The organism is Thermodesulfobacterium geofontis OPF15 (assembly GCF_000215975.1).
Lineage (GTDB): Bacteria > Desulfobacterota > Thermodesulfobacteria > Thermodesulfobacteriales > Thermodesulfobacteriaceae > Thermodesulfobacterium > Thermodesulfobacterium geofontis.
In genome coordinates, this window is sequence record NC_015682.1 from 277512 (window position 1) to 301208 (window position 23697).

The 23697-nt window shown below is 29.9% G+C and carries 23 protein-coding genes and 1 tRNA gene; 11 read left to right on the plus strand and 13 right to left on the minus strand.

Translation table 11 applies throughout. The features are described 5' to 3' along the window. Window positions 1-2: 2 nt before the first annotated feature. The 5 genes from TOPB45_RS01470 to TOPB45_RS01490 all read right to left on the minus strand — a co-directional run bounded on the left by TOPB45_RS01470 (window position 3) and on the right by TOPB45_RS01490 (window position 6070). On the minus strand, window positions 3-1202 hold the full coding sequence (locus TOPB45_RS01470) for a glycoside hydrolase family 57 protein (RefSeq protein ID WP_013909094.1): 1200 nt from the start codon (window positions 1200-1202) through the stop codon (window positions 3-5). Then, entirely contained in the window at window positions 1190-2497 is a 1308-nt protein-coding gene (locus tag TOPB45_RS01475) for a glycosyltransferase family 4 protein (RefSeq protein WP_013909095.1), read from the minus strand. Before TOPB45_RS01475 ends, TOPB45_RS01470 begins: the two co-directional genes overlap by 13 nt. Next, a complete protein-coding gene (locus TOPB45_RS01480) occupies window positions 2494-4446 on the minus strand; it encodes an amylo-alpha-1,6-glucosidase (RefSeq protein WP_013909096.1) in 1953 nt (650 codons plus the stop codon). The genes TOPB45_RS01475 and TOPB45_RS01480 overlap by 4 nt, the downstream gene beginning before the upstream one ends. 95 nt (window positions 4447-4541) lie before the next feature. Continuing rightward, complete coding sequence (ychF, locus tag TOPB45_RS01485) at window positions 4542-5648, minus strand: redox-regulated ATPase YchF (RefSeq protein ID WP_013909097.1); 1107 nt, start codon at window positions 5646-5648, stop codon at window positions 4542-4544. Window positions 5649-5665: 17 nt separating this feature from the next. Continuing rightward, entirely contained in the window at window positions 5666-6070 is a 405-nt protein-coding gene (locus TOPB45_RS01490) for an acyl-CoA thioesterase (RefSeq protein WP_013909098.1), read from the minus strand. Window positions 6071-6117: 47 nt separating this feature from the next. Here TOPB45_RS01490 and pyrR point away from each other — a divergent pair, with 47 nt between their 5' ends. The 3 genes from pyrR to TOPB45_RS01505 all read left to right on the plus strand — a co-directional run bounded on the left by pyrR (window position 6118) and on the right by TOPB45_RS01505 (window position 9054). Beyond that, window positions 6118-6681 (plus strand): bifunctional pyr operon transcriptional regulator/uracil phosphoribosyltransferase PyrR, encoded by a 564-nt coding sequence (pyrR, locus tag TOPB45_RS01495; RefSeq protein ID WP_013909099.1) that lies wholly within the window; start codon window positions 6118-6120, stop codon window positions 6679-6681. A gap of 116 nt (window positions 6682-6797) precedes the next feature. Then, on the plus strand, window positions 6798-8129 hold the full coding sequence (thiC, locus tag TOPB45_RS01500; protein WP_408033203.1) for a phosphomethylpyrimidine synthase ThiC: 1332 nt from the start codon (window positions 6798-6800) through the stop codon (window positions 8127-8129). Further along, the gene (locus tag TOPB45_RS01505) at window positions 8113-9054 is read left to right on the plus strand and encodes a vitamin K epoxide reductase family protein (protein ID WP_013909101.1); all 942 of its coding nucleotides are present in this window, start codon (window positions 8113-8115) and stop codon (window positions 9052-9054) included. The genes thiC and TOPB45_RS01505 overlap by 17 nt, the downstream gene beginning before the upstream one ends. Here the strand turns inward: TOPB45_RS01505 and TOPB45_RS01510 are convergent. Both TOPB45_RS01510 and TOPB45_RS01515 read right to left on the minus strand, forming a co-directional pair. Beyond that, the gene (locus tag TOPB45_RS01510) at window positions 9026-10639 is read right to left on the minus strand and encodes a DHA2 family efflux MFS transporter permease subunit (protein WP_013909102.1); all 1614 of its coding nucleotides are present in this window, start codon (window positions 10637-10639) and stop codon (window positions 9026-9028) included. The two genes, TOPB45_RS01505 and TOPB45_RS01510, sit on opposite strands and share 29 nt — an antisense overlap. A 19-nt stretch (window positions 10640-10658) precedes the next feature. Beyond that, window positions 10659-11795, minus strand: a complete 1137-nt coding sequence (locus TOPB45_RS01515; protein ID WP_013909103.1) for an HlyD family secretion protein — start codon at window positions 11793-11795, stop codon at window positions 10659-10661. Window positions 11796-11950: 155 nt separating this feature from the next. On the opposite strand from TOPB45_RS01515, the gene TOPB45_RS01520 reads away from it, so the two are divergent. Both TOPB45_RS01520 and TOPB45_RS01525 read left to right on the plus strand, forming a co-directional pair. After that, the gene (locus TOPB45_RS01520; protein WP_013909104.1) at window positions 11951-12670 is read left to right on the plus strand and encodes a thymidylate synthase; all 720 of its coding nucleotides are present in this window, start codon (window positions 11951-11953) and stop codon (window positions 12668-12670) included. A 53-nt stretch (window positions 12671-12723) separates the two neighbouring features. Next, on the plus strand, window positions 12724-13071 hold the full coding sequence (locus TOPB45_RS01525; RefSeq protein ID WP_013909105.1) for a PilZ domain-containing protein: 348 nt from the start codon (window positions 12724-12726) through the stop codon (window positions 13069-13071). A 28-nt stretch (window positions 13072-13099) separates the two neighbouring features. Here TOPB45_RS01525 and TOPB45_RS01530 read toward each other — a convergent pair. The 3 genes from TOPB45_RS01530 to TOPB45_RS01540 all read right to left on the minus strand — a co-directional run bounded on the left by TOPB45_RS01530 (window position 13100) and on the right by TOPB45_RS01540 (window position 14950). Continuing rightward, window positions 13100-13183 (minus strand) — tRNA-Leu (locus tag TOPB45_RS01530). Window positions 13184-13228: 45 nt separating this feature from the next. Continuing rightward, complete coding sequence (locus TOPB45_RS01535) at window positions 13229-13675, minus strand: DsrE/DsrF/DrsH-like family protein (protein ID WP_013909106.1); 447 nt, start codon at window positions 13673-13675, stop codon at window positions 13229-13231. 21 nt (window positions 13676-13696) lie between these two features. Then, window positions 13697-14950, minus strand: a complete 1254-nt coding sequence (locus TOPB45_RS01540) for an OmpP1/FadL family transporter (RefSeq protein WP_013909107.1) — start codon at window positions 14948-14950, stop codon at window positions 13697-13699. A 204-nt stretch (window positions 14951-15154) separates the two neighbouring features. On the opposite strand from TOPB45_RS01540, the gene TOPB45_RS01545 reads away from it, so the two are divergent. The 6 genes from TOPB45_RS01545 (at window position 15155) to flgM (ending at window position 20639) form a co-directional block, all read left to right on the plus strand. Continuing rightward, window positions 15155-16876: a phosphoglucose isomerase gene (locus TOPB45_RS01545; protein WP_013909108.1), complete on the plus strand. Its 1722-nt coding sequence runs from the start codon at window positions 15155-15157 to the stop codon at window positions 16874-16876. Between the two features lie 14 nt (window positions 16877-16890). After that, complete coding sequence (gene hemB / locus TOPB45_RS01550) at window positions 16891-17868, plus strand: porphobilinogen synthase (protein ID WP_013909109.1); 978 nt, start codon at window positions 16891-16893, stop codon at window positions 17866-17868. Window position 17869: 1 nt separating this feature from the next. After that, window positions 17870-18619: a septal ring lytic transglycosylase RlpA family protein gene (locus TOPB45_RS08945; RefSeq protein ID WP_041430442.1), complete on the plus strand. Its 750-nt coding sequence runs from the start codon at window positions 17870-17872 to the stop codon at window positions 18617-18619. After that, window positions 18619-19332 carry a ribonuclease III gene (rnc, locus tag TOPB45_RS01560; protein WP_013909111.1) on the plus strand — a complete coding sequence of 238 codons (714 nt, stop codon included), beginning with the start codon at window positions 18619-18621 and terminating at the stop codon, window positions 19330-19332. Before TOPB45_RS08945 ends, rnc begins: the two co-directional genes overlap by 1 nt. Next, a complete protein-coding gene (gene era / locus TOPB45_RS01565) occupies window positions 19319-20239 on the plus strand; it encodes a GTPase Era (protein ID WP_013909112.1) in 921 nt (306 codons plus the stop codon). Before rnc ends, era begins: the two co-directional genes overlap by 14 nt. An 88-nt stretch (window positions 20240-20327) precedes the next feature. Next, window positions 20328-20639 (plus strand): flagellar biosynthesis anti-sigma factor FlgM, encoded by a 312-nt coding sequence (flgM, locus tag TOPB45_RS01570; protein ID WP_013909113.1) that lies wholly within the window; start codon window positions 20328-20330, stop codon window positions 20637-20639. Here the strand turns inward: flgM and rfaE2 are convergent. Genes rfaE2 through TOPB45_RS01585 form a run of 3 tightly spaced genes read right to left on the minus strand, consistent with a single transcriptional unit; the run spans window position 20636 to window position 23697 of the window. Further along, complete coding sequence (gene rfaE2, locus TOPB45_RS08720; protein ID WP_013909114.1) at window positions 20636-21850, minus strand: D-glycero-beta-D-manno-heptose 1-phosphate adenylyltransferase; 1215 nt, start codon at window positions 21848-21850, stop codon at window positions 20636-20638. The genes flgM and rfaE2 overlap by 4 nt on opposite strands. A 10-nt stretch (window positions 21851-21860) precedes the next feature. After that, window positions 21861-22574 (minus strand): ComF family protein, encoded by a 714-nt coding sequence (locus TOPB45_RS01580; protein ID WP_013909115.1) that lies wholly within the window; start codon window positions 22572-22574, stop codon window positions 21861-21863. Further along, a complete protein-coding gene (locus tag TOPB45_RS01585) occupies window positions 22561-23697 on the minus strand; it encodes a M20/M25/M40 family metallo-hydrolase (protein WP_013909116.1) in 1137 nt (378 codons plus the stop codon). The genes TOPB45_RS01580 and TOPB45_RS01585 overlap by 14 nt, the downstream gene beginning before the upstream one ends.

Genomic DNA, 23697 nt, shown 5'->3' on the forward strand with positions numbered 1-23697 from the left:
CTTTACTCCTCTAATCTATTTTCTATATCACTTAATATACTCATATAATACCTATAAACTTCTTCAGGGGAAGAATAGGGAGAAAAATATTTATGCACATCCCCATCCTGAAAATATTTAATACACATATAATAGAAATGATCAGATGTAGTAAGTTTTTTAAGAATAGATATTAAATCTTTTTTCCTTTTTTCTTTAGCTATTTTTAACAATTCATAACAGGTTTTCATAGCATTCCATTGTAAAGAATTAGATAACCAAGCAGATAAATCCCTTTCTATATCTGCCCAAGAGGTTGGTTCAGGGACAGATATAGTTTTAGGTTTATAATTTAAAGTATGACTCACTTCTGATGGTAAAAGAAAAGCTATACCCCTTTCTTTTAACAACAATTCTACCACGCTTTTTATAAATTCAAAAATCCCACTTTCTTTCCACTGATGTTCTCCAAAGGTTTCATAATCCATAAATAGATTTAGATATAGATTTTTACCTCCTTTTTCAATAAGAGTTAAATCTTTTATCCAAGAGACATATTTTTCAGCTGTTAGAGGGTATTCTTCCCAAGATTTATCACTAAATCTAAAGGCAATATCATCTGAAAGCCTATAATGTTTTAAAAGAAGAAGATGAGCATGATTATAAGAAATTCTTGGATATAAAGGAGAATCTCCTTTTAATATTTTATCAGCTCCCTCAATCAAAATAGTTTTAATGTGAGGAAGACTTAAAAGAATATCGGAAAGTTTATCAAAATAAATTAGCTCGGTATTTCTAAAAACTGTAGGAATAAAACCAAATTCTTTTTTTATAAGCTCTTCATGTTCAGCTACTTGCTCCAAAAATTCATTTAAATCAAAAACAGAGGAAAGAGAATGATAATAGGTTTCATTTAATAATTCAACTCCTCCAGTTTTAACAAGATCTAAAAAGGATTCAAAAACATCGGGACGATATCTTTTAGCCTGTTCTACAAAAGTTCCTGTAATACTAAAGGAGATCTTAAACCGTCCATCTGAGCTTTCAATTAGGTTTTTAAAAAGTTTATTAGCAGGAAGATAACATCTTTCAGAAACCTTATTAAATATATATTTGTTTAAATCTTCATCAAAATAATCAACTTTTTCTTTTATATCAAAAACTTTGTATTTATTTATTCTAAAAGGTTGATGAACTTGAAAATAAAAAATTACATAAAGCATATATTATATACGAGCTCTCTATATATATTAATTACCTCTTCAGCACGATCTTCCCACTTAAATTTTTGAACTTCTATTTGGGCTTTTTCTTGAATTTCAGCCAGTTTTTCAGGATTTTCAAGCAAATCTATTACTATCTCTACCATTTTATTTATATCCCAAAAATCAACTTTATAAGCATTTTCTATAATTTCAGAAACTCCAGATTGTTTAGAAACAATTAAAGCACATCCATGAGACATAGCCTCAAGTGCAACAAGACCAAATGGTTCAGAAGGAGAAGGCATAACTACAACATCACTCATACTTAAAGCTGTTTCAACCTCCTGTCGAGTAAGAAAACCTGTAAACATAATTTGAGTTCCTATTCCAAGACTTGCAGCCTCTAACATTAAATGCCTTTCCATTTCCCCTGCACCAGCTATCAAAAATCTTACTTTTTTGCCATAAGTATTTATTATTTTTTTGGCAAATTCTAAGAAAATCCCAGGTCCCTTTTGAATGGTGAGTCTCCCCAAAAATAAAATAACCGGTTCTTTAAATTTTTTGATCTTTTCAGGTGGTTTGGAAGGAGGTGAAAAGGCATTATAGATAACCCTTATTTTTTCTTCAGGAACTTTATAATGCTCTTTTATAAGATTTGAGGTATATTTTGATACTGCTACCACCCTATCTGAAAAATTAAGACCTAAATATTCTATTTCATGAATAATGGGATGTCCAAATCCAAGTGCTCTATCAAATTCAGTGGCATGAATATGAGTTACTAAAGGGACATTATATAGTTTTTTTAAAAATAAGCCTGCAGGATAAGTAAGCCAATCATGGGCGTGTATTAAATTAAAATCAAGGGCTTTACTAATTTCTAATACATTTTCTGTATAAGTACCTACCTTTGAAATTAGAGAATTATCTTGAGATAAAAGAGTTTCTAATCTTTCCAACACTTCATTTGGAATTTCATAAAATATTTGGGTCTTTAATTGAGGAGGTTCCCATCTTTTAGTAATCGAAATTAAATGAGGAGATAAATAGGCTCCTTTTGGTTCTAAATAATGAAATTCATAAAAACTTAAAGGAATTGGTTCAAATTGTTTTTTATCCCATTTTTTTGCAGTTGGATAATCAGCTTCCCAGGAGGAAGAAATTTCAAAAAAAACTTTTTCTTGAGTTGGTAAGATCATATAAATTTTTATTCCCTTTTCAGCAAGGGCTTTAAAAAGTCCATAACATGCTATACCAAGTCCCCCTACTATAAAAGGAGGATATTCCCAAGTAAGCATTAATACCTTCATATTATAACTCCTTTTAAAGTTTGTAAGCCTTTTTCTATAAGATAAATAGAAGCCACTGACCAAAATTGAGCATGAGCTCCCTTTGGATAATAGGGATTTTCTCCATCATATAATTCAGGGATACTTGCTATTTTACCAGATATAATCATATCTCTAAAAGGTTTTACCAGCTTATTGAGTTCTTCTTTAAGAATTTTTTTATTTTTGTAAACTTTTTTCAAAACTTCAGCATAGGGATAAAGAAGCCATACCCAAACCGTTCCATTATGATAAGCAAGATCTCTTAAATATTGACTTCCAAAGTAGTTCTTTCTAAAATTAGGATGCCTTGGGGAAAGACTTCTTAATCCATAGGAAGTAAGAAGTTCTTTTTTAGCAAGCTCTAACCCTTTTGTCATAGAAGTTTTATCAGCTATATCATACGGCAAACTTAAAGCTATGATATAATTAGGACGGATCTCGAAAATAGGTTCCTTTTTGTAAATTCTATCAGCCCAAAGTTCTCCATTAAAATACTTAGCAAAGCTTTTCTTCTGTTTTCTTATTAAAGAGTTTATATTATATTTTTTTATAAAAGGTTCTTCCAAATATTTAGAAGAAAACTTAAGCAAATTATACCATAAAGCTGAAATCTCAATTGGTTTACCATATCTTGGAGTAATAGGAATCCCATCAATAACTACATCCATCCAAGTTAAAGCTAAATTGATATTATCTGGTATTTCAATAAATCCATCTTCAGGATCAATTCTAAAGGGTAAAAAAGAATTAGTTAAAAACTGAGTTATAATTTCTTTGATAGCTTGAAGTAATTCATTTTTCTGTTTTTCAGAAATTTTATCTTTAAAAAATTCTATAAATTGAAAAATACGTAGCCCAAACCATAAAGTTCCATCAATGGAATTATAGTTTATTTCTGAGAAATCAGTTACCACATTAGGGATAAGCCCATTTTTCATTAGATTTTTATATTTAATAAATATAGTATAGGCTTTTTCAAATCCCTTTTCTAAGTAAAAAATCGCAGGAAGTCCTATAAAGGTATCTCTTCCCCAACAATAAAACCAAGGAAATCCTGCAACAATATCATCCTCCAATAAAAAACTCTCAACCATAAGGTCTAAAATTTTAAAATATTCTTCCTGGGAAAAAGATTTTTTATTCAGATCAAGTTCAGGATAATTTCTATAATAGCTCTCTATAAGCTCAATTTCTTTATTTATATCTTTTACAGGGATATCACTAAAAATTAAATAAAATTTTTCTGCAGGATTAAGATCAACTTCTATTTTAAAAGGAGAAAAAAGATCTTCTGTTGCTTCATAACCTCTTATCTCCTCTATAGGATAATAAACATGATAATAAAAAATGGGATCTTTAAAAATTTTTCCTTTAGAAAGATAAATAAAAAGCGCGAATTCATTTTTTGAGACAAAAGCTTCCTTTTCAAAAATATTTATTTCCACATCAGCTTCTTTCCAGTCCTTTTCAAATTGGACAGTATGATGATTTCTAAAAGAAAATTTTGGTCTTATTTCAAGCTTAAAGGGATAGGTGCTTATATTTTGATAAGTTATAAGGACTAAATTTTTTTCTTTATGCATTTTTATAGATTTTTTAAGAAAAAAATCTTTACTTTGGGGACAAGCAAAATAAAAAGAGGGATAGGGAAGATAGAAAAATTCTTTTATTAGCTTATATCCCTCTGGATAAGTAATATCTCTATAAAAGTTTGTATCAAGAAAATAAGTTAATCCTGAAAGAAAGGTAACCTTTTCTTCTACAGAACTTACTAAATGAATTCTCTCACCTTTTTTTCTCCCAGCAATAAGTAATCCATGATACTTTCTTGAATTAGCTAAAAAAGCATTTCCTAAAGCATAACCTCCAAGCCTATTGGTAATGATCCATTCATAAGGAGTAAACAAATGAAAAAGTTCTTTTAACATGTAAAATTATCCAATAAGCTTTTTAAAGAATTATACAGTTTAAATAATAGAAATTCAAGACAATTTTTTTAATTTTTTAACATTTTTTTTAATTTTTATACGTTAAATCTAAAATAAACTATATCTCCATCCTTTATTTCGTAATCCTTTCCTTCTATTTTTATTAATCCCAATTCTTTTGCTTTGTGAAGAGAACCTATTTTAATATAATCTTCATAATTAATGACTTCGGCTGCAATAAAACCTCTTTCCATATCAGAATGTATTTTCCCTGCAGCTTTTAAAGCTTTTGTTCCCTTTTTTATTGTCCAAGCCCTTGTTTCTTTAGGATTTGTAGTAAAAAAAGTTATCAGATTTAGTATTTTGTAACCAACCTTAATTATTTTATCAAGACCAGACTCTCTTAAATTAAGCGCCTCCATAAAATCCTTTCTTTCTTCCTTAGGAAGTTCTATCAATTCCTGCTCGATTTTTCCGCAAAGAATTATAATAGGAATTTCCTTTTTTAAAGCGAATTCTTTAAGTTTAATTATTGAAGGATTATTTTCCCCTTCTGGAAGATCTTTCTCGGAAATATTAGCAATATACATCATGGGCTTTATAGTAAGTAAAAACAGTTCCTTTTCTAAAAAATTTATTTCAGAATTATCAAAGAGTTTTAGGTTTTCTCTTAAAGGTTTAAGTTCCTCAAGTATATTTTTTGCTTTTATTAAAGTTTCAAGCTCAGCTTTAGCAGTTTTTGTATCAGTTTTTATAAGTTTTTTGGTTTTTTCTAACCTTTTTTCTAAAGTTTTAAGATCTGCCATTATAAGTTCTATTTCCACTATTTCTACATCTCTTATAGGATTTATATAACCTTCCACATGAGAAATTTTTTCATCTTCAAAACATCTTATTACATGAGCAATAGCAGAAACTTGTCTTATATAAGAAAGAAATTGATTCCCCAACCCTTCACCTTTACTTGCACCTTTAACCAGTCCAGCTATATCAATAAATTTTATAGTTGCTGGAGTTACCATTTTACTTTTTTCAAGCTCATAAATCTTATATAATCTTTCATCAGGAACATTAACTATTCCCACATTTGGCTCAATGGTACAAAAAGGATAATTAGCAACCTCTGCTTTATTAGCTTGAATTAATGCATTAAAAATAGTTGACTTACCAACATTGGGGAGTCCAACAATTCCTATTTCCATAAAGTTCCTTTAAGGAATTACTTTTCTAAAAGAGAATATAATATTTGATAAATATCCTTAGGAAATTTTACGATTTTGCCTTCTTTGTTAATAGGCACATGAACAGTATATCCCTCAGTAATAAGATTTTCATTTTTAAAGATTTTGTATTCAAATACCACTTTATAGGTTTTCAATTCTTTTATAGCAGTTCTTATAATTAAAAGATCATCATATTTAGCTGGAGCCTTATATCTAATGAAACTTTCAACTACAGGTAAAATAATACCTTTTTTTTCTTCTATTTCCTTATAACTTATACCTGCTGAACGGATTAATTCAGCTCTTCCTATTTCAAAAAGACGAAGATAATTTCCATAATACATAACCTCTCCACAATCAGTGTCTCCATAAAGAACTCTATAAGTTACTTCCTTTATCATATTTTTACTCTTGCAATTTTTTTAAACTGTGGTTATATGCAAACATTATGGATAATCAAATTTTAACTCAAAAAATTAAAAAGGTAATAGCAGGTCCTAAAAGAATTAAAAAACTTATTGAAAAGGTTGCTGAACAAATATTAAAAAAACATCCTATTTTAGATAAGGTATCTTTAATTGGTATTCAAACAGGGGGTGCCCCTTTTGCTAATAGATTAAGAGAAATACTTTTTCAAAAAACAGGGGTTGAAATACCTATAGGATATCTTGATATAACTTTATATAGAGATGATTGGACGAGAATTACCAATTATCCTAAGGTTAAGAAAACTGAAATACCCTTTTCTATAGAGGATCTTAATATTATTTTAGTCGATGATGTTATATATACTGGAAGAACTGTTAGAGCAGCTATGGATGCTCTTATAGATATAGGTCGTCCTAAAAAAATAGAACTTGCAGTTTTAGTGGATAGAGGGGGTAGAGAATTTCCTATAGAACCAAATTATGTAGGACTTAGAATTAAAAATATTAATTTTAACGAATATGTTTCAGTTTATTTCAAGGAACTTCATCAAAAGGATCAAATCTGTTTAGAAGTTTATCAATAATTTTCCAAATAGTGAATTTTTTCTTTTTTATGGGGAAAATTTTTAATTTTAGGGTATAATTTTTAATTTAAATGATTAGTTTTTGTGAAAAATTTTGCAAAGGAGGTCAATTTTAAATTATGTGCACTCTAAAGAGACTTGCGGAAAAGGGTATAATTACAGAAGAAATGAAAGCTTGTGCAGAAGCTGAAGGAGTAGAGGCAGAATATATAAGAGAAGGAATAGCTAAGGGACATATAGTAATTTGTAAAAATAAAAAAAATAAAGTTACAAAACCTTGTGCTATTGGGAAAGGGCTAAGAACTAAAGTAAATGTTAATATAGGAACTTCTAAGGATAGGCTATCAGTAGAAGAAGAATTAAAAAAGCTTGAAATAGCAATAAAATATGGAACAGATACTGTAATGGATCTTTCTACAGGTGGAGAGCTTGACGAAATAAGAAAACTTATCAGAGAAAATTGTCCTGTTCCTCTTGGAACTGTTCCCATTTATCAGGCAGCTATTGAGGCAGTTGAAAAACATCATAAATCTATTGTGGAAATGACAGTTTCTGAAATTTTTAAAGTAATAGAAAAACAAGCTGAAGATGGCATAGATTTTATGACAGTCCATTGTGGAGTTACTAAACAAAGCTTAGAAAGACTTAAAAATAAAGAACGAATACTTGGGATAGTTTCAAGAGGAGGCTCTTTTATTGCAGAATGGATGATTTATAATAATAAAGAAAATCCCCTCTATGAATATTTTGATGAACTTCTTGAAATTGCATATAATTATGATATTACTCTTTCCTTAGGTGATGGTATAAGACCTGGTTGTATTGCTGATGCAACCGATGGAGGACAAATTCAGGAATTAATAATACTTGGAGAGTTAACTTTAAGAGCTTGGGATAAAGGTGTTCAAGTAATGATTGAAGGTCCAGGACATGTCCCTTTAGATCAAATCGAAGCTAATGTCAAATTAGAGAAAAAACTTTGTCACGGAGCTCCTTTTTATGTTTTGGGTCCGCTTCCAACAGATATTGCTCCAGGATATGATCATTTAGTAGGTGCTATAGGAGGAGCTATAGCAGGTGCTGCAGGAGCTGATTTTTTATGCTATCTTACCCCAGCAGAACACTTGAGACTTCCTACAATTGAAGATGTAAAAGAAGGCCTTATTGCTTCTAAAATAGCTGCTCATATAGCTGATCTTGTAAAAGGTATCAAGGGAGCTTGGGAATGGGATTTAGAAATGGCAAAAGCAAGAGCAAGGCTTGACTGGGAGGCTCAGATTGAACTTTCTATTGATCCAGAAAAGGCAAGAAGGTATAGAATTGAAGGCGGAATCTCTCAAAGTAAAGCCTGTACCATGTGCGGACCTTATTGCGCTATAAAAATTTTTGAATCAGCTTATAAATTTTTAAAAGGAAAAGATTTTTCATTAAATGACTCCAAAAGCTAAAGAATCAAAAAAGACAAAAATTCTGTTCTTTCTTTTTAGCATAACAGGAGTAATTTTAATAATTTCAGAAATTTACCTAAACCTTCAACAAAAAACTTTATGTCAAAGTGAAGGTTGTTTTTTAGTTCACATTTTTGATACCTACAATCTTTTAAATTATATAGGGGCTTTGCTCTTTTTTTGTTTAGTTATAATTTCTTTTCTTGATATTTTAGAAATAAAATTAACACAACTTTTAAATCTAAGAACTTATATACTTGCTTTAGCGGTAATAGTTGAAGGATATTTTATAGGTTTTCAAAAATGGATTTTAAATGAATATTGTTCCTATTGTTTGACTGTAGCTAGCCTTATTTTTTTATGTTTTCTTTTAGATTATAAACTTCCTTTAAAGGAAAAATCTTTATTTTTAAGTAATGAAATTTCTAAAAATACCTCTATTTATAAAATAGCTTTTTTAGGTTCTCTTTCTCTCTTTTTAGCTACTTTTTTGGTGAAAATTCCTTTAAAGCCTTTAGAATTTAATTCTCCAGTTCTTATTTATAAAAAGGATTGCCCTCATTGTGAAGAAGTAAAAAAATTTGCTAAGGAGCATAATATTTCTTTGAAACTTTATGATGTTAAGGGAGCTTTACCTTTAATAAGATTACTAAAGTATAATAATGTACCTATTCTCATTTATAAAGAAAAGGATAAAACTTTGATAATTGAGGGCGAAGAGAATATTAAAAATTGGCTTAAAGAAAAATATAGAATAGAGGAAAAAGAAAGCTTTGAAAAGGAGTATAAAAAGTCTGAAAGTACCGAAATAAAAAAAATAAAAAAAGAGGAATCTCCAATTAAAATTGAAAGCGAAAATCTTCCTATAGGAAACAACTCTTCTCAAGGAGCTTGTATTATAGATCAGCAGGAATCTTGTAAATAAAATTTTTGAAATAAGGTTTTAGATTAATTATTAAAAGGATAGTTAAAAAGATTCCTCCTATAATAACCCAAAATCCAACACTTCTAAAGGTTTCTTGGAAACTCCAACTTAAAGCTTGAAGGTATTGGACATGATATAAAAGGGCTTTTGACTTTTTAAGAGAAACTTCAAAAGGAAAAAATTTTTCTAAAATGAAAATTTTAGAGTAAACAAATTGCTTTACATAACCCCAATTTTGTAATTCATTTATTCTTAAAAAATATTCATTCGTGTGTCTTTCCAAATGATTAGTTGCAATAGCAGTTCCAAAGGAGCCTCCTAAAAATCTTATATAATGCATAAGTGCTACCCCAAGACCTGTTAATTCACCTAAATTTCTCATAGCAAAAGTTGTTAAAGGAGAAAAGAAAATCCCCACACTTATTCCTAAGGGTAAAGTTAAAATAACTGCTTTATAAGCCGGGGTATAATAATTGAGCTTAGGAAATATGAAAAAGGTACTTATTAAAAGGAAAAACCAGTCTATGACCAAAATAATTAAAGGTGAAATCTTATCAGAAAGTATACCAGCAGTGATGCTAAAAATACCTATTAACATTGCAGGAGGTAACATGTGAAGTCCTGTTTGAAAAGTGGTCAATCCTTTTAGGTTTTCATAATAAATAGGAAGGAGATAAAAAATTTGATATAACACAAACCCAAGAATAAAAAAGTAAAGCCCCATACTAAAACTATATTCGGGAATTTTAAATATCTTCCAGTTTATTAAAGTATTTTTAGAATGAATTTCCGCATAAAGTTCACTTGCAAAAAATAGAGAAAAAGAAATAAGAGTTATAAAAAGACACTTTATGATAAAAAGGGATTGAAACCACCCTTGTTGTTGCCCTTTAGATAACATTATAAGTAAAGAAATAGTAGCTATAGCAACAAAAAGATAACTAATAAAATTAAAGTGAAATACTTTTATTTTCCCAAGAAATTTTGGCAATACTATAAAAGATGAAAGGATGTTTAAAATACCAATAGGAACGTTTATATAAAAAATCCATCTCCAGTTAAGATGTTCTGTAATAAAGCCTCCTACTGTAGGACCTAAAGCTGGAGCAAAGCTTACTCCAAGTCCGTAAATTCCAAGAGCTGTACCTCTTTTTTCAGGAGGATAAACAAGCATAAGAATTGTTTGAGCACAAGCCATAATAAATGCTTCTCCTATTCCTTGAATACTTCTAAAAACAATCATTTGAGCTAAAGAGGTAGCACTTGCACAAAAAAAACTGGCAATAACAAAGATGGTCATTCCAGTTATAAAGGTATAGGAATAGCCAATATATTTAGAAAAATTCTCTACAAACAAAAGGGCAGTTGCTGCAGCTATCATATAACTTGTAATAACCCATTGGATTCCATAAAGATCTGTAGCAAGAGGTGCCATCATTTTAGGCAAAACTACATCTACAATAGTTGTATCAAGAATTGCCATAAAAGTACCTATCATTACAGAAATAGTAATAAAAATTCTATCCTTAGGAGAAACTATTTTGTAAGCGTAAGCTGTAAGCTGTTGCTCTATAGGAAGGGACATATTTTAAAAAGATCTTTATTTAAAGAGATCTCTTAATTTCTACTTCTCCACCAAGTCCTACTCTTAAAAGACTTCTATCTCCCTTAGTTATTTTTATTTTTACATAAATTCTTTGAGCAAGCTTGGTAAATTCTCCAGCAGAGATATCTCTGGGAACAAGAGCAAAGGTAGCAGCAGAGGCTGGCAATACCTCATCTACTATTCCTTCAAAATCTTTGTCTGGATAGGCATCAAGCTTTATTTTAGCTGGGCATCCCTTTTTAACTCCTTTAAGTTTTGTTTCCTCTAATAAAACAAGGACATAAAAAGAATTAGGATCAACTATAGCATAGACAGGTTCTCCAGGATTTAAAACATCTCCTTCTGAATGAAATTTTTTAGCAATTACTCCATCAACAGGACTATAAAGTTTTGTATAGGTATGATAAACTTCAGCTTCTTCTTTTTGTTTTTCCAAATTTTTCTTTTTAGCTTCTAAAGAAAGTAAAAAGGACTTATAGGCAAGAACAGTATTTTTCTCATTTAAAGTAAGTGCTATATTTTTATCAATCTCTTCCTGTTGTTTTTTAATAGCCAAAAGTTGGGCAGAAACTGATGAAATTTGATTTTCCAATTCCTTTTCTTGGGTTTGAATTTCCTCTAATTCATGAGCTGAGATTAATCCATCTTTATAAAGTTTTTCATATCTTACTTTATCTCTTCTTACTTGATTTAAACGAGCCTTTAATTTTTCTATATCATAAAACTTAGCTCTTTCCTCTTCTTTTAATCTATCCTTTTGTTTTGTAAGTTGATCTACTTTTAAAGGTATTTCTTTTTCAAGTTTAGCAATATTAAATCCAAGGGCGCTTTGTTGGTTTTCCACTTCTTTTAAAGCTTTTTCTAATTGAGCAACTTTAAGGGCATAATCTGTGCTTTCTATTTCTGCAAGAATTTCTCCTTTCTTTACTAAATCTCCTTCATTTTTGTAAAGTTTAATAAGTTTCCCATTAACCTTAGGAAAACTTACATATATAAGATTGTCAGCTTGAACAAATACTGCATCAGTTACCGCATAGTGATACCTATGCCAAAGAAAATAAATAAGCCAACTTAAGAAAAAAAGAGCTAAAGCAACAAGAATAAAAAAGCCTATTCTTTTCTTGTCTTTTATCATAAATCAATAATGTAAGTACTTACTTACTAAATTAATTCAAATATTAGCATAAAACTTTTTTGTGTCAATAAATTTTACATATCTTTTAAATTTAGACTACCTTTTCCTAAAATTTGTTTTAAAATTAAAAAGCCAAAAATATTAAGATTAAGAATATGCAAATTAATTTACAGCCTTTAGTAATCTGTGCTAAAACTATTTCTGATGCTTGGTTTCAGATAATTTATCATATCTTTGAAAGAGGTTATCTTCAACCTATTCAAAGGGGATCTTTTGAGAAAGAACAGATAAGATATCAGCTTCCTTCTCTTGTAGTATTTATAGAGAGACCCTGGGAAGATATGGTTCCTGAAATTCCTCCTCATCTTGGAATTCCCTCTCCTACAAATTTGGAATATATTCAAGATTATTTTGCTGAATATCTTATGAATCCAGAACTTGCTCCTAATGAGACCTATCGCTATTCTTCGAGAATTCATTATCCTATGCCCAAAGGAGGGACTCAACTTGAAAGAGTTATTCAAATGCTTAAAGAGACTCCTCTTACCAATCAAGCAGTTATTGAAGTAGGAACCCCTGAAGATCATGATATTTGTTATGGCAAGGATGGGAAACTTGATCCTCCTTGTTTAAGAATAATAGACTTTAAAGTTATACCTATTGAAGATAAGCTCATTTTAACAGTTTCAGTTTATTTTAGAAGCTGGGATTTATGGGCAGGATTCCCTACAAATCTTGGTGGAATAGAATTACTTAAACAATATGTAGCCATGGAAGCAGGATTAGAAAATGGACCTATGTATGCCTATTCAGCAGGAGCCCATATCTATGGCTATCAACTTGATCTGGTAAAAACAAGAATATTTAAAAAATAACTCAAATTAAACATAACTATTGACTTTTATTTTTTAGTAATTAGACTTAAATTATGATAGATAGAAGAAGATATTCAAGATATAAAATTAGACTAAAAGGTAGAGTAGCAACTTCAAGTGGATATTCTTTCCCTGTAGAAATTTTAGATATAAGTATAGATGGAGCAAAATTTAAAACTGATCGAGATTTTCCTATAAGAAAAAAAGAAAATATTTATTTAGTAATAAAATGGAATTATCCTATAAAAGCTGAAAGTGAAATAAAATGGGTAAAAAAAGAAAATTTTAATACCTATTTTGGAGTTCAATTTGTAAAAATGACAAATGAAGATAGAGAAGTTTTCGTATCTAATATCGCTGATTATGCATCCTCTAATATTTCAGATATCTATTTTCGTTAAAATTTGTTAATCTTTAAATTTATTTAAATGCGGGAGGAGGGATTTGAACCCTCACGGGGAAAATCCCCACCGGATCCTAAGTCCGGAGCGTCTACCATTCCGCCACTCCCGCTAAATTCAATTTAAAATTTAATATGGAGAAAGATTTTTTCAACTTTTAAATAAACATGTTTATATCTGCTTCTAAAGCAAGTTTCATATATCCTTCTGCATCAATTATTTCTACTCCCTCAATGAAATCTTCTTTTTTAAGCTTCATCATCTGTATAGTCATAAGGCAGGCATAAAATTTTACTCCCTCTATCTGACACATTTCCATAAGCAAATCAGGAGAAGGGATTCCTGCTCTTTCTTCAGCAAGTTTAATCATTAATTTAGTAAAAAGAGTAGGTATCCCTGGAATAGCTCCTAAAAATCCCTTGGGATAGTATTTTACTTTTTTAATTCCATTTTTTAAAACTACTTTAATTCCATCAAAAGTAAAAAATACCATAGATTCTGCACCTGCTCTTGCTGCCTGTAAGGATAAAATAAGAGCAGGATAAACAGTATCCAAAGTATTATCAGGACAAATCAAAAGAACCTTTTTCTTCCTTTCCTCCATCCCTTACACCCCCTTTTTATTTTAAAATTTCCAATTTAATCCTATAGAAATAGCATTTTGCTCATTTTGTCCTTCAACCATAAATCCCCTTCCCATATTATCTGTAGCTTTTACTTTTTTATTAAAAGCGTATTTATAAGCTATATCAATGCCAAAGTTTTTAGTAAACTGATATCCTAATCCTAAAGTAACATGATGTTCAGTAATAGCAGGAAAGCCAAGTAAATTAAACCAGGCTATATTAAAATCACTAAAGGGTGTTTCAAAATCAGGAATATTGTTAGAATTCACAATATTTTTTGCACCACCTCTAATAGGTGTTTTAGCATAATTATAACCTGCTCTTAAAGCTAATTTAGGTATTGGCTTATATTCTCCACCTATAGCAATAACCCACTGATCCTTCCATTGAAAATCCTCATATCCTTCTGCATCTTCCCAATTAATCCATCTTAGATCTAAACCAAGTTTTAATTTTTCATTAGGCTTAATCCCTATTCCCAAAGCAATTTCCTGGGGTTGGGTAAGTTTTAAATCTTCATAATTTCTATCTCCGTTAGTATCAAATACATCCTTATAAATCATTTTAACCGGAGTTTGATAGGTTAACCCTATAAAAAGGAGATCTTTAAAATTGTAGGCTAAACCTATTTGGGCACCAATTCCAAAATCTTGAGAAGCTCCTCCTCCAGCATTCCAGCAATTTGTGGGGGAACTACACATAGTTGCACCCATATCAAGACTACCATAAGCTATATGAATTGCACCTGAAATTGAGAAATTATCATTAATTTTATAAGTTATAGCTGGAATAAATCTCATAAAAGATAAATTAGTGTGCATATTAGCTAATCTTGGATCTTTATTTCTATAATCAACTCCCATACCAGAAACTCCGTAGGCTCCAAGACCAAAAAATAACTTAGAATTTATAGGATTTACCAACCCAATTTCTGGTACAATAAAGATATTAGCATCACTTGTTTCAGAAGCAGGTGGATTTAAGGGACCTGTTGGAGTAACATTTGTTTTTCCTTTAACATGGGGCATAAAAAGAATTCCACCAAAACTCAAATGAAAATTTGGATAATAACTTAGCCAAGCTGGATTTCTAAATACACTATCAACTGGTCCTACCGGCATCCCTACTCCTATTCCTCCCATACCTCTTGAAATTGGAGTAACACCTATCAGATTATCCCCATTAGTTGCCAAAGAAATTTTTACCATAAATAACATAAAAATGAATAACATGAAAATGAAGCCCTTCCTCATTTTGCACCTCCTTTTTAGTTTTTAAATTTTAAATTTTATAGTAAATTTTGAAAAATTTCAATTAGATTTTTAGAATAAATTAAAAATAAAATTAATCTTAAAAATAAATAATATCAGTTTAAGAATTAGCAAAACTTGACAAAAGCTTTCAATCCTTTAAAATGTCTTTTATTAATTAAATTAAATTTTTAAAAGGAGTTTTTAATGCAAGAAAAGCCTTTTATTATTAAGAAAACTTATAAAGACCTTGGAAGAATTAAAAGACCTAAAAATCTTTCTGAAGAAACTAAAAAAGAAATCTTAGAGAAACTTTTTAAGAAAAATCCAGAAATCTTTTCTTCTAATAAAGAAATTCAAAAACAAATAAGGGAAAGACTTGATTGGATAGAAGGACCTAACTACATTTTACCCAAAATAGATGAGCTTAAAGATTTTGCAGAAAGAATAAAGGAGGAGTTTTTAAATGTAGTTTGGTGCGGTATGGGAGGTTCTGCCCTTTTCCCCTTTGTTCTTTCACAAGTCTTTGGACCAAAAGAAGGGTATCCCAATTTTTATGTTCTTGACACCAATGATCCAGAAAATATTGCTCAAATAGAAAACCTTCCTCTTGAAAAAACTTTATTTATAATAGTTTCCAAATCTGGAACCACCATTGAAACTCTTTCTCAATTTAAATATTTCTGGGGAAAATTAGAAAATTTAAAATCAAATCCTGGAGAAAATTTTGTAGCTTTAACTGATCCAGGGTCTCCTTTAGAAAACCTTGCTAAGGAACTTAATTTTAGAAAAATTTTTCACCATCCTCCTTTTATAGGGGGTAGATATGCAGCACTTACTGAAATTGGTTTCTTACCAGCTTGTCTTCTTGGTTTAGATATTAATAAAGCTCTATATTATGCTAAAAATATGTACGAAGCCTGTTTGCCTGATATTCCTTGGGAATATAATCTCTCTGCAAGTTTGGCAGAATTTTTAATGGAAAGATACATTCAAGGGCAAGACAAACTTACTTTCATAAGTGATCCTATTCTTAGACCTTTTACCCTTTGGTTAGAACAGCTTGTTGCAGAAAGTTTAGGAAAGGAATATACAGGGATTGTTCCTATAGTAGGAGAGTCTCCTGGTTCTCCTACAGTTTACGGAACTGACAGAACTTTTATTTATTTAACCCTTAAAGGAAGAGAAAGAATCTATCAGAGACTTATAATGGAATTAAGAGAAGAAGGTTTTCCTGTAAAAACTATTTCCTTAGAAGATAGATACGAAATTTTTGCAGAAGTTTATAGATGGATGCTTGCTGTAGCTCTTTGTGGATATTTTATGAGTCTTAATCCTTTTGATGAACCTGATGTAGTCCTTACGAAACAGAAAACTAAAGAATTTTTAGAAAAATTTAAAAAAGAACGAGATTTTGGAATAGAATTTTATTTAGATGAAGAAACAAATTGGGGATTTTTTTACGAAAAGACTGTAACAATTGAATACCCCAAATTTACTGCTTTACTTAAAAAACTTTTTAAAGACCTTTCTCCATGGACTTACATAGGATTTTTAGCATATTTACCTATTGATTCAGAAATAGAAGAGATTTTTAGAGATTTTAGAACTTTGGTAAGGGAAAAGAAAAATTGTAGCACTGTTTTTGGTTTTGGTCCAAGATATTTACATTCTTCTGGTCAACTTTATAAAGGTGGTCCTATACTTGCAAGATTTATAATCTTTACAAGAAGAGGAAGAAAGGCTGAACAAATTATTCCTGGAGAGGGTTATACTTTTTGGGATCAACAATTTGCTCAAGCCTGCGGAGATTTTAAAGCTTTAGAAGAGAAGAGAAAACCAGTTATTATGATACATCTTACAGAAAATTATAGAGAAGATCTTAAAAAATTTTATAATTATTTAGAGAAAGCGTTAAGTTTTGAATAAAAGGAGGTAAAAAGATGCTTTTCCCTGAATATCGCCCCAGAAGACTTAGAAGAACAGAGAATATAAGATCTTTAGTTAGAGAAACTCATCTTACTATAGATGATTTAATTTATCCTCTTTTTATTTGTGAAGGAAAAAATATTAAGCAAGAAATAAGATCAATGCCAGAGGTTTATAGATTTTCTATTGATAAAGCTTTAGAAGAAATAAAAGAAGCTACTCAATTAGGAATAAAAGCAGTTTTACTTTTTGGAATACCTAATAAAAAGGATGAAGTAGGAACTTCTGCTTATATAGAAAACGGAATAATTCAAAAGGCAGTAAGAGCAATTAAAGATAAATTCCCAGAACTAATTGTAATTACTGATGTTTGTCTTTGTGAATATACTTCTCATGGACACTGTGGAATTATAAAAAATGGAGAAGTAGATAATGATTTAACCTTGGAAGTTCTTGCTAAAATCGCAGTTTCTCATGCTAAAGCTGGAGCAGATATAGTTGCTCCCTCTGATATGATGGATGGAAGAGTAGGAAGAATAAGAGAAGCTCTTGATGAAGCAGGCTTTTCTCATGTGGCTATTATGAGCTATGCAGTTAAGTATTGTTCAGCATTCTATGGTCCTTTTAGAGAAGCTGCAGAATCAGCCCCTAAATTTGGAGACAGACGCTCCTATCAGATGGATCCAGCAAATAGCAGGGAAGCTTTAAGAGAAGCATCTTTAGATATAGAAGAAGGTGCCGATATAATAATGGTAAAACCAGCTATGCCTTATTTAGACATCATAAAAATGTTAAGAAATGAATTTAATTATCCATTAGCAGCTTATCAAGTAAGTGGAGAATATGCTATGATAAAGGCAGCAGCTAAATTAGGATGGCTTGATGAAGAAAAAATTCTTTGGGAAAGTTTAATCTCTATCAAAAGGGCAGGAGCAGATTTGATTATTACTTATTTTGCAAAAAAAATAGCAAAAAAACTAAATGAAAAATAAAATGAAAAAATTTTTATATATTATTGGAGTTTTAATTGCTTTAACTTCTTGCGCAAGACCTCCAAAATTAGCTCCAGAATATAGCTATGAAGGCTATTCAAAAATAGTTCCTGCTTGGCTTAAACCCTATACTATAGATGGGAAGACCTATTTTCCTTTACCTTCAGCAGAGGGTTATGAAGAAGTATGTATAGCTTCTTGGTATGGGCCCGGTTTTCATCAAAATCAAAGTTCCAGTGGAGAAATTTATGATATGCATGATTTTACTGCAGCTCACAAAATTTTACCCTTGGGAACTTATGTGTTGGTTAAAAATTTAGAAAATAATAAAGAAGTAGTTGTAAGAATAAATGATAGAGGTCCCTTTGTAGAAGATAGATGTATAGATTTAAGTTATGCAGCAGCAAAAGAATTAGGAATAATAGGAAAAGGCCTTGCTAAAGTAAAGGTAATAGCTTTAAGTGAAGGAATACTTACAGATGGAGGAATAGCCTATAAAAATATTCCTAATATAAAATTTAGAGAATTTTATCTTCAAGTAGGAGCTTTTAAATGTTATCAAAACGCCTTAAAATTAAAATTAGAACTTGAAAAAGAATTTGAAAAAGTAAATATAGAAACTTTCCAGAAAGATAATACTATCTTTTATAGAGTCCAAGTTTATCTTTCCAATGATCTCAATTCCGCATTAAAATTAGCTGAAGAGCTTAAGAGAGGAAAATTTAAGTCAGCCTTTCTTGTTGCTAAATAATGGAAAAAAATCTGGAAGATTTAGAAAGGGCTCTCAATTTTAAATTTAAAAACAAAGATCTTTTAAAAAGTGCATTAACTCATAAATCCTACAAAATAAGCCATAAAGATATTAATTGGGAAGATAATGAAAGACTTGAATTTTTAGGGGATTCGGTTTTAAATTTATGCATTTCCCTTTTGCTTTTTCAAAAATTTAAAGAAGATAGAGAAGGGGCTCTTACTCAAAAAAGAGCCTATCTTGTCTGCAAAAATACTTTAATAAAGATTTCTAAAAAATTAAATCTTTGTGATTATATTTATCTTGGTAAAAGAGAAGAAAAACTTGATAAAAAAAGTAAAGAAAATATTTGTGCAAGAGCTATGGAAGCCCTTATAGGAGCCATATTTTTAGAAGGGGGTTTTTCTACTACCTTTGAAAAGATTAAAATTTGGTTTTCACCTTATTTTGTTAAATTTCGCCAAAAGAAAATAAAAGATTATAAAACTCAACTTCAGGAATTAGCTCAAAAATTTTATCATAAAACCCCAGAGTATGAAATTTTATCTGTCTCAGGGCCTTCTCATAATCCAAAATTTGAAATAGGAATTAAACTAAATGGAGAAATAATCACTAAAGCTAAAGGAGCTTCTAAAAAAGAAGCAGAACTTTTAGCAGCTAAAAAGGCTTTAAAATTACTGACAAAAAAGGTAGGGTATGATGGAAAAAAATAATTTAAAAACTACTAAATCTGGTTTTGTAGGAATTATTGGTCTTCCTAATGTTGGTAAATCAACTCTTTTAAATCAACTTTTAGGAACTAAGGTTTCCATAGTAAGCCCAAAACCTCAAACTACAAGATTTAATATAAAAGGTATTTTAACCAGAGACAATTTTCAGATTATTTTTGTTGATACCCCTGGTATTCATGAGGCAAAAGATCTTTTCAATCAAATGATGGTAAAAGAAGCTCTAAGTGTTTTGCAAGACATAGATATTATTCTCTGGGTGATGGATGTTACTCATCGCATTCCTGAAGAAGAAAAAATTTTAGATTTAATTAGAGAAGCTAATAAACCCACTATTTTAGCTTTAAATAAAATAGATCTTATCAAAAAGCAAGAACTTCTCCCTATTATAGACTATTTTTCAAAACTTTATGATTTTAAAGCTATTGTTCCTATTTCAGCTTTAAAAAATGATGGGCTTGATAGATTGCTTGATGAACTTGTAAAGCTTTTACCAGAAGGTCCCTTTTATTATGAACCAGAAAGAGTTACAGATTTACCATTAGATTTACTTATTGCAGAAATAATCCGTGAAAAAATTTTTTTACTTACCTATCAAGAAGTACCTTATTCATCTGCTGTTAAAGTGGAAGAAATAAGAGAAGAACCTGAAAAAAATCTTTTATATATCCAGGCAACTATATTTATTGAAAGAGATTCTCAAAAAGGGATTATCATTGGTAAGGGTGGAAAAATGCTTAAAAAAATAGGAACCTTAGCAAGAGAGGAGCTTGAATTTTTACTTGGAAAAAAGATTTATTTAGATCTTTGGGTTAAGGCACTTAAAGATTGGAGAGAAAGAGAAACCCATATTAGAAGACTTGCCATACCTCCTATTACCTCAAGATTTTAAGAAAAAAAACTAACTTGACAAAAATTTTAAAAAATATTAAAGTAAAATTAATTATTGTCGATATATAATATAAATTGAGGTGAACTTTATGAAAATTACTGGGTATCCTCCTAAAAATTTGGAAGATCTTAAAAATATAAAAGAAGCAATTAAAAAGGAAGAAAAATTAAAAGTAGGATCTACAAAAACTAAAGAAATATCTTCCTCTCATACTGAAGTAGTAGAGGTTTCTTCTCAAAAATTGATAGAAAGTGCAGTTCAGAAAATTCTTACCATGCCAGAAATTAGAGAAGAAAAGGTTGCTCAAATAAAAGCTCAAATTCAATCAGGTACTTATAATGTTTCCAATAAAGAAATTGCTCGTGCAATGATTTCTAATTTACTTGATGAGATTGCTTAATTTTTATAAATTTTTAAAATTTTTTCTATAATTTTAGTAGTTGAGATATCAAATTTAAAAGGTATTCTTTCCACTTTACCACCATAGCTTTTAACAAAAGTTGCTCCTACAATTTTTTCTTCCTCCCAATCAGCACCTTTAACAAGAATATCAGGTTTGAGTTCCTTTATTAATCTTTCTGGTGTTTCTTCATCAAAGAAAACAATATAATCTACACATTCTAAAGCTGAAAGCGCATAAGCTCTTTCTTTTTCAGAATTTATTGGTCTTAAGAAACCTTTTATTTTTTTAACAGATTTATCGCTATTTAACCCCACAACTAAAAAATCCCCCAAACTTCTTGCAGAACTTAAATAATGAATATGTCCTGCATGTAAAATATCAAAACATCCATTAGTAAAAACCATGATCTGACCTTTCTCTCTTCTTTTTTTAATAAGTTCCTTTAACTCTTCTATAGATTTTACTTTCTCAAAAAATTCTAAATAGGGAGTTCTAAGTGGATAGGGGATTTTATCTTTTTCTTTGGGTATAATGAATTCTATAATTTTTTCTTCTTCAGATACTTCTAAAAGAGGATTGCCTAAGGGAGAAAAGGCTAAAGATTTACCAAGTATTCTAATATTATCTATCTCTGAAATAGCATTCACACCTACCACAAATATCTGATTTTCAATAGCTCTTGCTTTAAGAAGACTTCCCCAGTGATTTGCTCTTACCTCTGGCCATTGAGCAGTAACAACCAATATATCCATTCCTTCTTTTATTAAATTTCTTATTATTTCAGGACTTCTTAACTCAAAGCATATAATAACACCAATCTTAAAGCCATTAATTTCAATAAGCTTTCTTTTTTTACCAGGGGTAAAATTTTTATCTATCTCTGGAAAAAGTAAAAATTTTTCAGCTACCACTTCTATTTTTTGGGAGGAGATAAAATAAGTAGCATTATAAATTTGGTTATTTTCATAAAAGGGAGCACCAATTAAAACGGATTTTTTATAAATATGAGTTAGTTTTTGAATTTCCTGTAAGGCTGAATTAATAATTTCTTGAGAAAAAGAAGAAAATCTAAATTTATAGCCTGTTAAAGCAAGTTCTGGGAAAATGACAAGATCTCCTTTAGAGATTTGTATAAAATCTTTAATTTTTTTTAGATTAATTTTTAAATCATCTTTCACTTCAATTTGGGAAAGACTTAATTTTAGCATAATTTCCTCTTTAAAGAGTGCTTCTTGCAAGTACCATTACATAAACTTTATTTGCACCTTTATTTTTTAAAGCTTTACTCGCTTCATTTAAAGTTGCTCCGGTTGTCATTACATCATCTATTATTAATACAGATTTTTCTTTAACCTCATCAGTTGCTAAAAAAGCATTTTTAACATTTTCCCATCTTTCCTTCTGAGAAAGTTCTGTTTGAACTTTAGTGTGTATGATGCGTTTTAAAAATTTATGAGAGGGTTTTTTTTCTAAAAACCCCCATGTTAGAAGAAAACTCTGATTAAATCCTCTTTCTCTAAGTCTTTTTAAAGATAAAGGTAAAGGTATTATTAAATCTACTTTAGGAATTTGATCTTTTAAAGTCTTTCTTAAAAAGATACCCAATTTATACCCCAAAGAAAAATCTTTTCCAAATTTTACCTCTTTTATCCATTCTGAGATAGGAGGTTTATAAGCAAAGGCAACAAAGGCTTCATCAAAATAGAGCTTTTTAGTTTCACAATAACTACAATAAGTAATAGGTCTATTAGGTAAATAATTGATTAAGGATTCTTCAAGAGGGTTTCCACATCTTTTGCAGTAAATTTTCATAAAAGGCAGTTTTTGAAAACATTCAGCACATACAAGGATATCATTATTTTCTAAAGGTTTTTGGCAGATTTTACAACTTTCAGGAAAGAAAAAATTAAGAAACTTTTTAACCCATTTCACCTTTTGTTTTTATAATTTCAAGAACAAAATTTGCTGCAATAATAAGATCTTTTAATCTAATAAATTCTTCTGTAGTGTGTACCTTTTGCATACCTGTTCCTAATATAAGACATTTTAATCCATATTCATTAAAAACATTGGCATCAGAACCACCTTCTCTTCTCTTAAAAGTAATATCTAAGCCAAGTTTTTCTCCAGCTTTTTGAACAAGTTTACATAAAGGATCATCTAAAGGAATATTAAAGGCTTTAAAAACCCTTTCAAATTTTACTTTTCCAGAGGGAATCCCTTCTTCTATTTTAGGATATAAAGCTATTACCTTATCAAGTTGATCTTGAATTGTCTTTTGCAGATTTGTAAGTTTTTCTTCTTTATGGCTTCTCATTTCCCCTTTTGCAAAAGCATAATCAGGAACAATATTTACATAATTTCCACCATTTATAATTCCTATATTCATAGTAGTTTCTTCATCAATTCTCCCTACAGGGAGATCAGCTATAACTTTAGAAATAATTTGTATAGCATTTATTCCTTTTTCTGGTTCCAATCCTGCATGAGCCGATTTACCTTTTATTTCAATTTGAAACTGATAAGAAGAAGGAGCTGCATTTATAATTTCTGTAGGATTTTCGCTATCAAGGACAAATCCCTCTTTAGCATCAACTAAACTAAGATCTAAATATTTTGCCCCAAAAAGCCCTATTTCCTCACAAGTGGTAAAAATAAATTCTATGGGAGGATGATTAAATACGTTTTCCTTTAAAACTTTTGCAATTTCAATAAGTATAGCAATTCCTGATTTATCATCTGCACCTAAAATAGTTTTACCATCACTTCTATAGACGCCTTTATCAAAGATTATTTTAGGATTTTCACAGGGTCCTACTGTATCAAGATGGGCACAGAAAAAAATTGGATTGGAAGGCAAAGTTCCTGGAATCTTTACTATGAGATTTCCTACCTCAGAACCTGTATTTTCAGAAGACTTATCAAAAAAACATCTATATCCAAGGGCTTCAAAAATATCAGCTATGTAATAAGCTAATTTTCCTTCCTTTTTAGAAGGACTTTCTATTTGGAGAAGGGTTTGAAACTCTAAGGCTAATCTATCAGGATTTATCAT

Excerpts from the sequence above, each read along its gene's own strand:
- TOPB45_RS01470 (WP_013909094.1), bottom strand. The coding sequence starts at position 1,202 with ATGCTTTATGTAATTTTTTATTTTCAAGTTCATCAACCTTTTAGAATA.
- TOPB45_RS01475 (WP_013909095.1), bottom strand. The coding sequence starts at position 2,497 with ATGAAGGTATTAATGCTTACTTGGGAATATCCTCCTTTTATAGTAGGG.
- TOPB45_RS01480 (WP_013909096.1), bottom strand. The coding sequence starts at position 4,446 with ATGTTAAAAGAACTTTTTCATTTGTTTACTCCTTATGAATGGATCATT.
- ychF (WP_013909097.1), bottom strand. The coding sequence starts at position 5,648 with ATGGAAATAGGAATTGTTGGACTCCCCAATGTTGGTAAGTCAACTATT.
- TOPB45_RS01490 (WP_013909098.1), bottom strand. The coding sequence starts at position 6,070 with ATGATAAAGGAAGTAACTTATAGAGTTCTTTATGGAGACACTGATTGT.
- pyrR (WP_013909099.1), top strand. The coding sequence starts at position 6,118 with ATGGATAATCAAATTTTAACTCAAAAAATTAAAAAGGTAATAGCAGGT.
- TOPB45_RS01505 (WP_013909101.1), top strand. The coding sequence starts at position 8,113 with ATGACTCCAAAAGCTAAAGAATCAAAAAAGACAAAAATTCTGTTCTTT.
- TOPB45_RS01510 (WP_013909102.1), bottom strand. The coding sequence starts at position 10,639 with ATGTCCCTTCCTATAGAGCAACAGCTTACAGCTTACGCTTACAAAATA.
- TOPB45_RS01515 (WP_013909103.1), bottom strand. The coding sequence starts at position 11,795 with ATGATAAAAGACAAGAAAAGAATAGGCTTTTTTATTCTTGTTGCTTTA.
- TOPB45_RS01520 (WP_013909104.1), top strand. The coding sequence starts at position 11,951 with ATGCAAATTAATTTACAGCCTTTAGTAATCTGTGCTAAAACTATTTCT.
- TOPB45_RS01525 (WP_013909105.1), top strand. The coding sequence starts at position 12,724 with ATGATAGATAGAAGAAGATATTCAAGATATAAAATTAGACTAAAAGGT.
- TOPB45_RS01535 (WP_013909106.1), bottom strand. The coding sequence starts at position 13,675 with ATGGAGGAAAGGAAGAAAAAGGTTCTTTTGATTTGTCCTGATAATACT.
- TOPB45_RS01540 (WP_013909107.1), bottom strand. The coding sequence starts at position 14,950 with ATGAGGAAGGGCTTCATTTTCATGTTATTCATTTTTATGTTATTTATG.
- TOPB45_RS01545 (WP_013909108.1), top strand. The coding sequence starts at position 15,155 with ATGCAAGAAAAGCCTTTTATTATTAAGAAAACTTATAAAGACCTTGGA.
- hemB (WP_013909109.1), top strand. The coding sequence starts at position 16,891 with ATGCTTTTCCCTGAATATCGCCCCAGAAGACTTAGAAGAACAGAGAAT.
- TOPB45_RS08945 (WP_041430442.1), top strand. The coding sequence starts at position 17,870 with ATGAAAAAATTTTTATATATTATTGGAGTTTTAATTGCTTTAACTTCT.
- rnc (WP_013909111.1), top strand. The coding sequence starts at position 18,619 with ATGGAAAAAAATCTGGAAGATTTAGAAAGGGCTCTCAATTTTAAATTT.
- era (WP_013909112.1), top strand. The coding sequence starts at position 19,319 with ATGGAAAAAAATAATTTAAAAACTACTAAATCTGGTTTTGTAGGAATT.
- flgM (WP_013909113.1), top strand. The coding sequence starts at position 20,328 with ATGAAAATTACTGGGTATCCTCCTAAAAATTTGGAAGATCTTAAAAAT.
- rfaE2 (WP_013909114.1), bottom strand. The coding sequence starts at position 21,850 with ATGCTAAAATTAAGTCTTTCCCAAATTGAAGTGAAAGATGATTTAAAA.
- TOPB45_RS01585 (WP_013909116.1), bottom strand. The coding sequence starts at position 23,697 with ATGATAAATCCTGATAGATTAGCCTTAGAGTTTCAAACCCTTCTCCAA.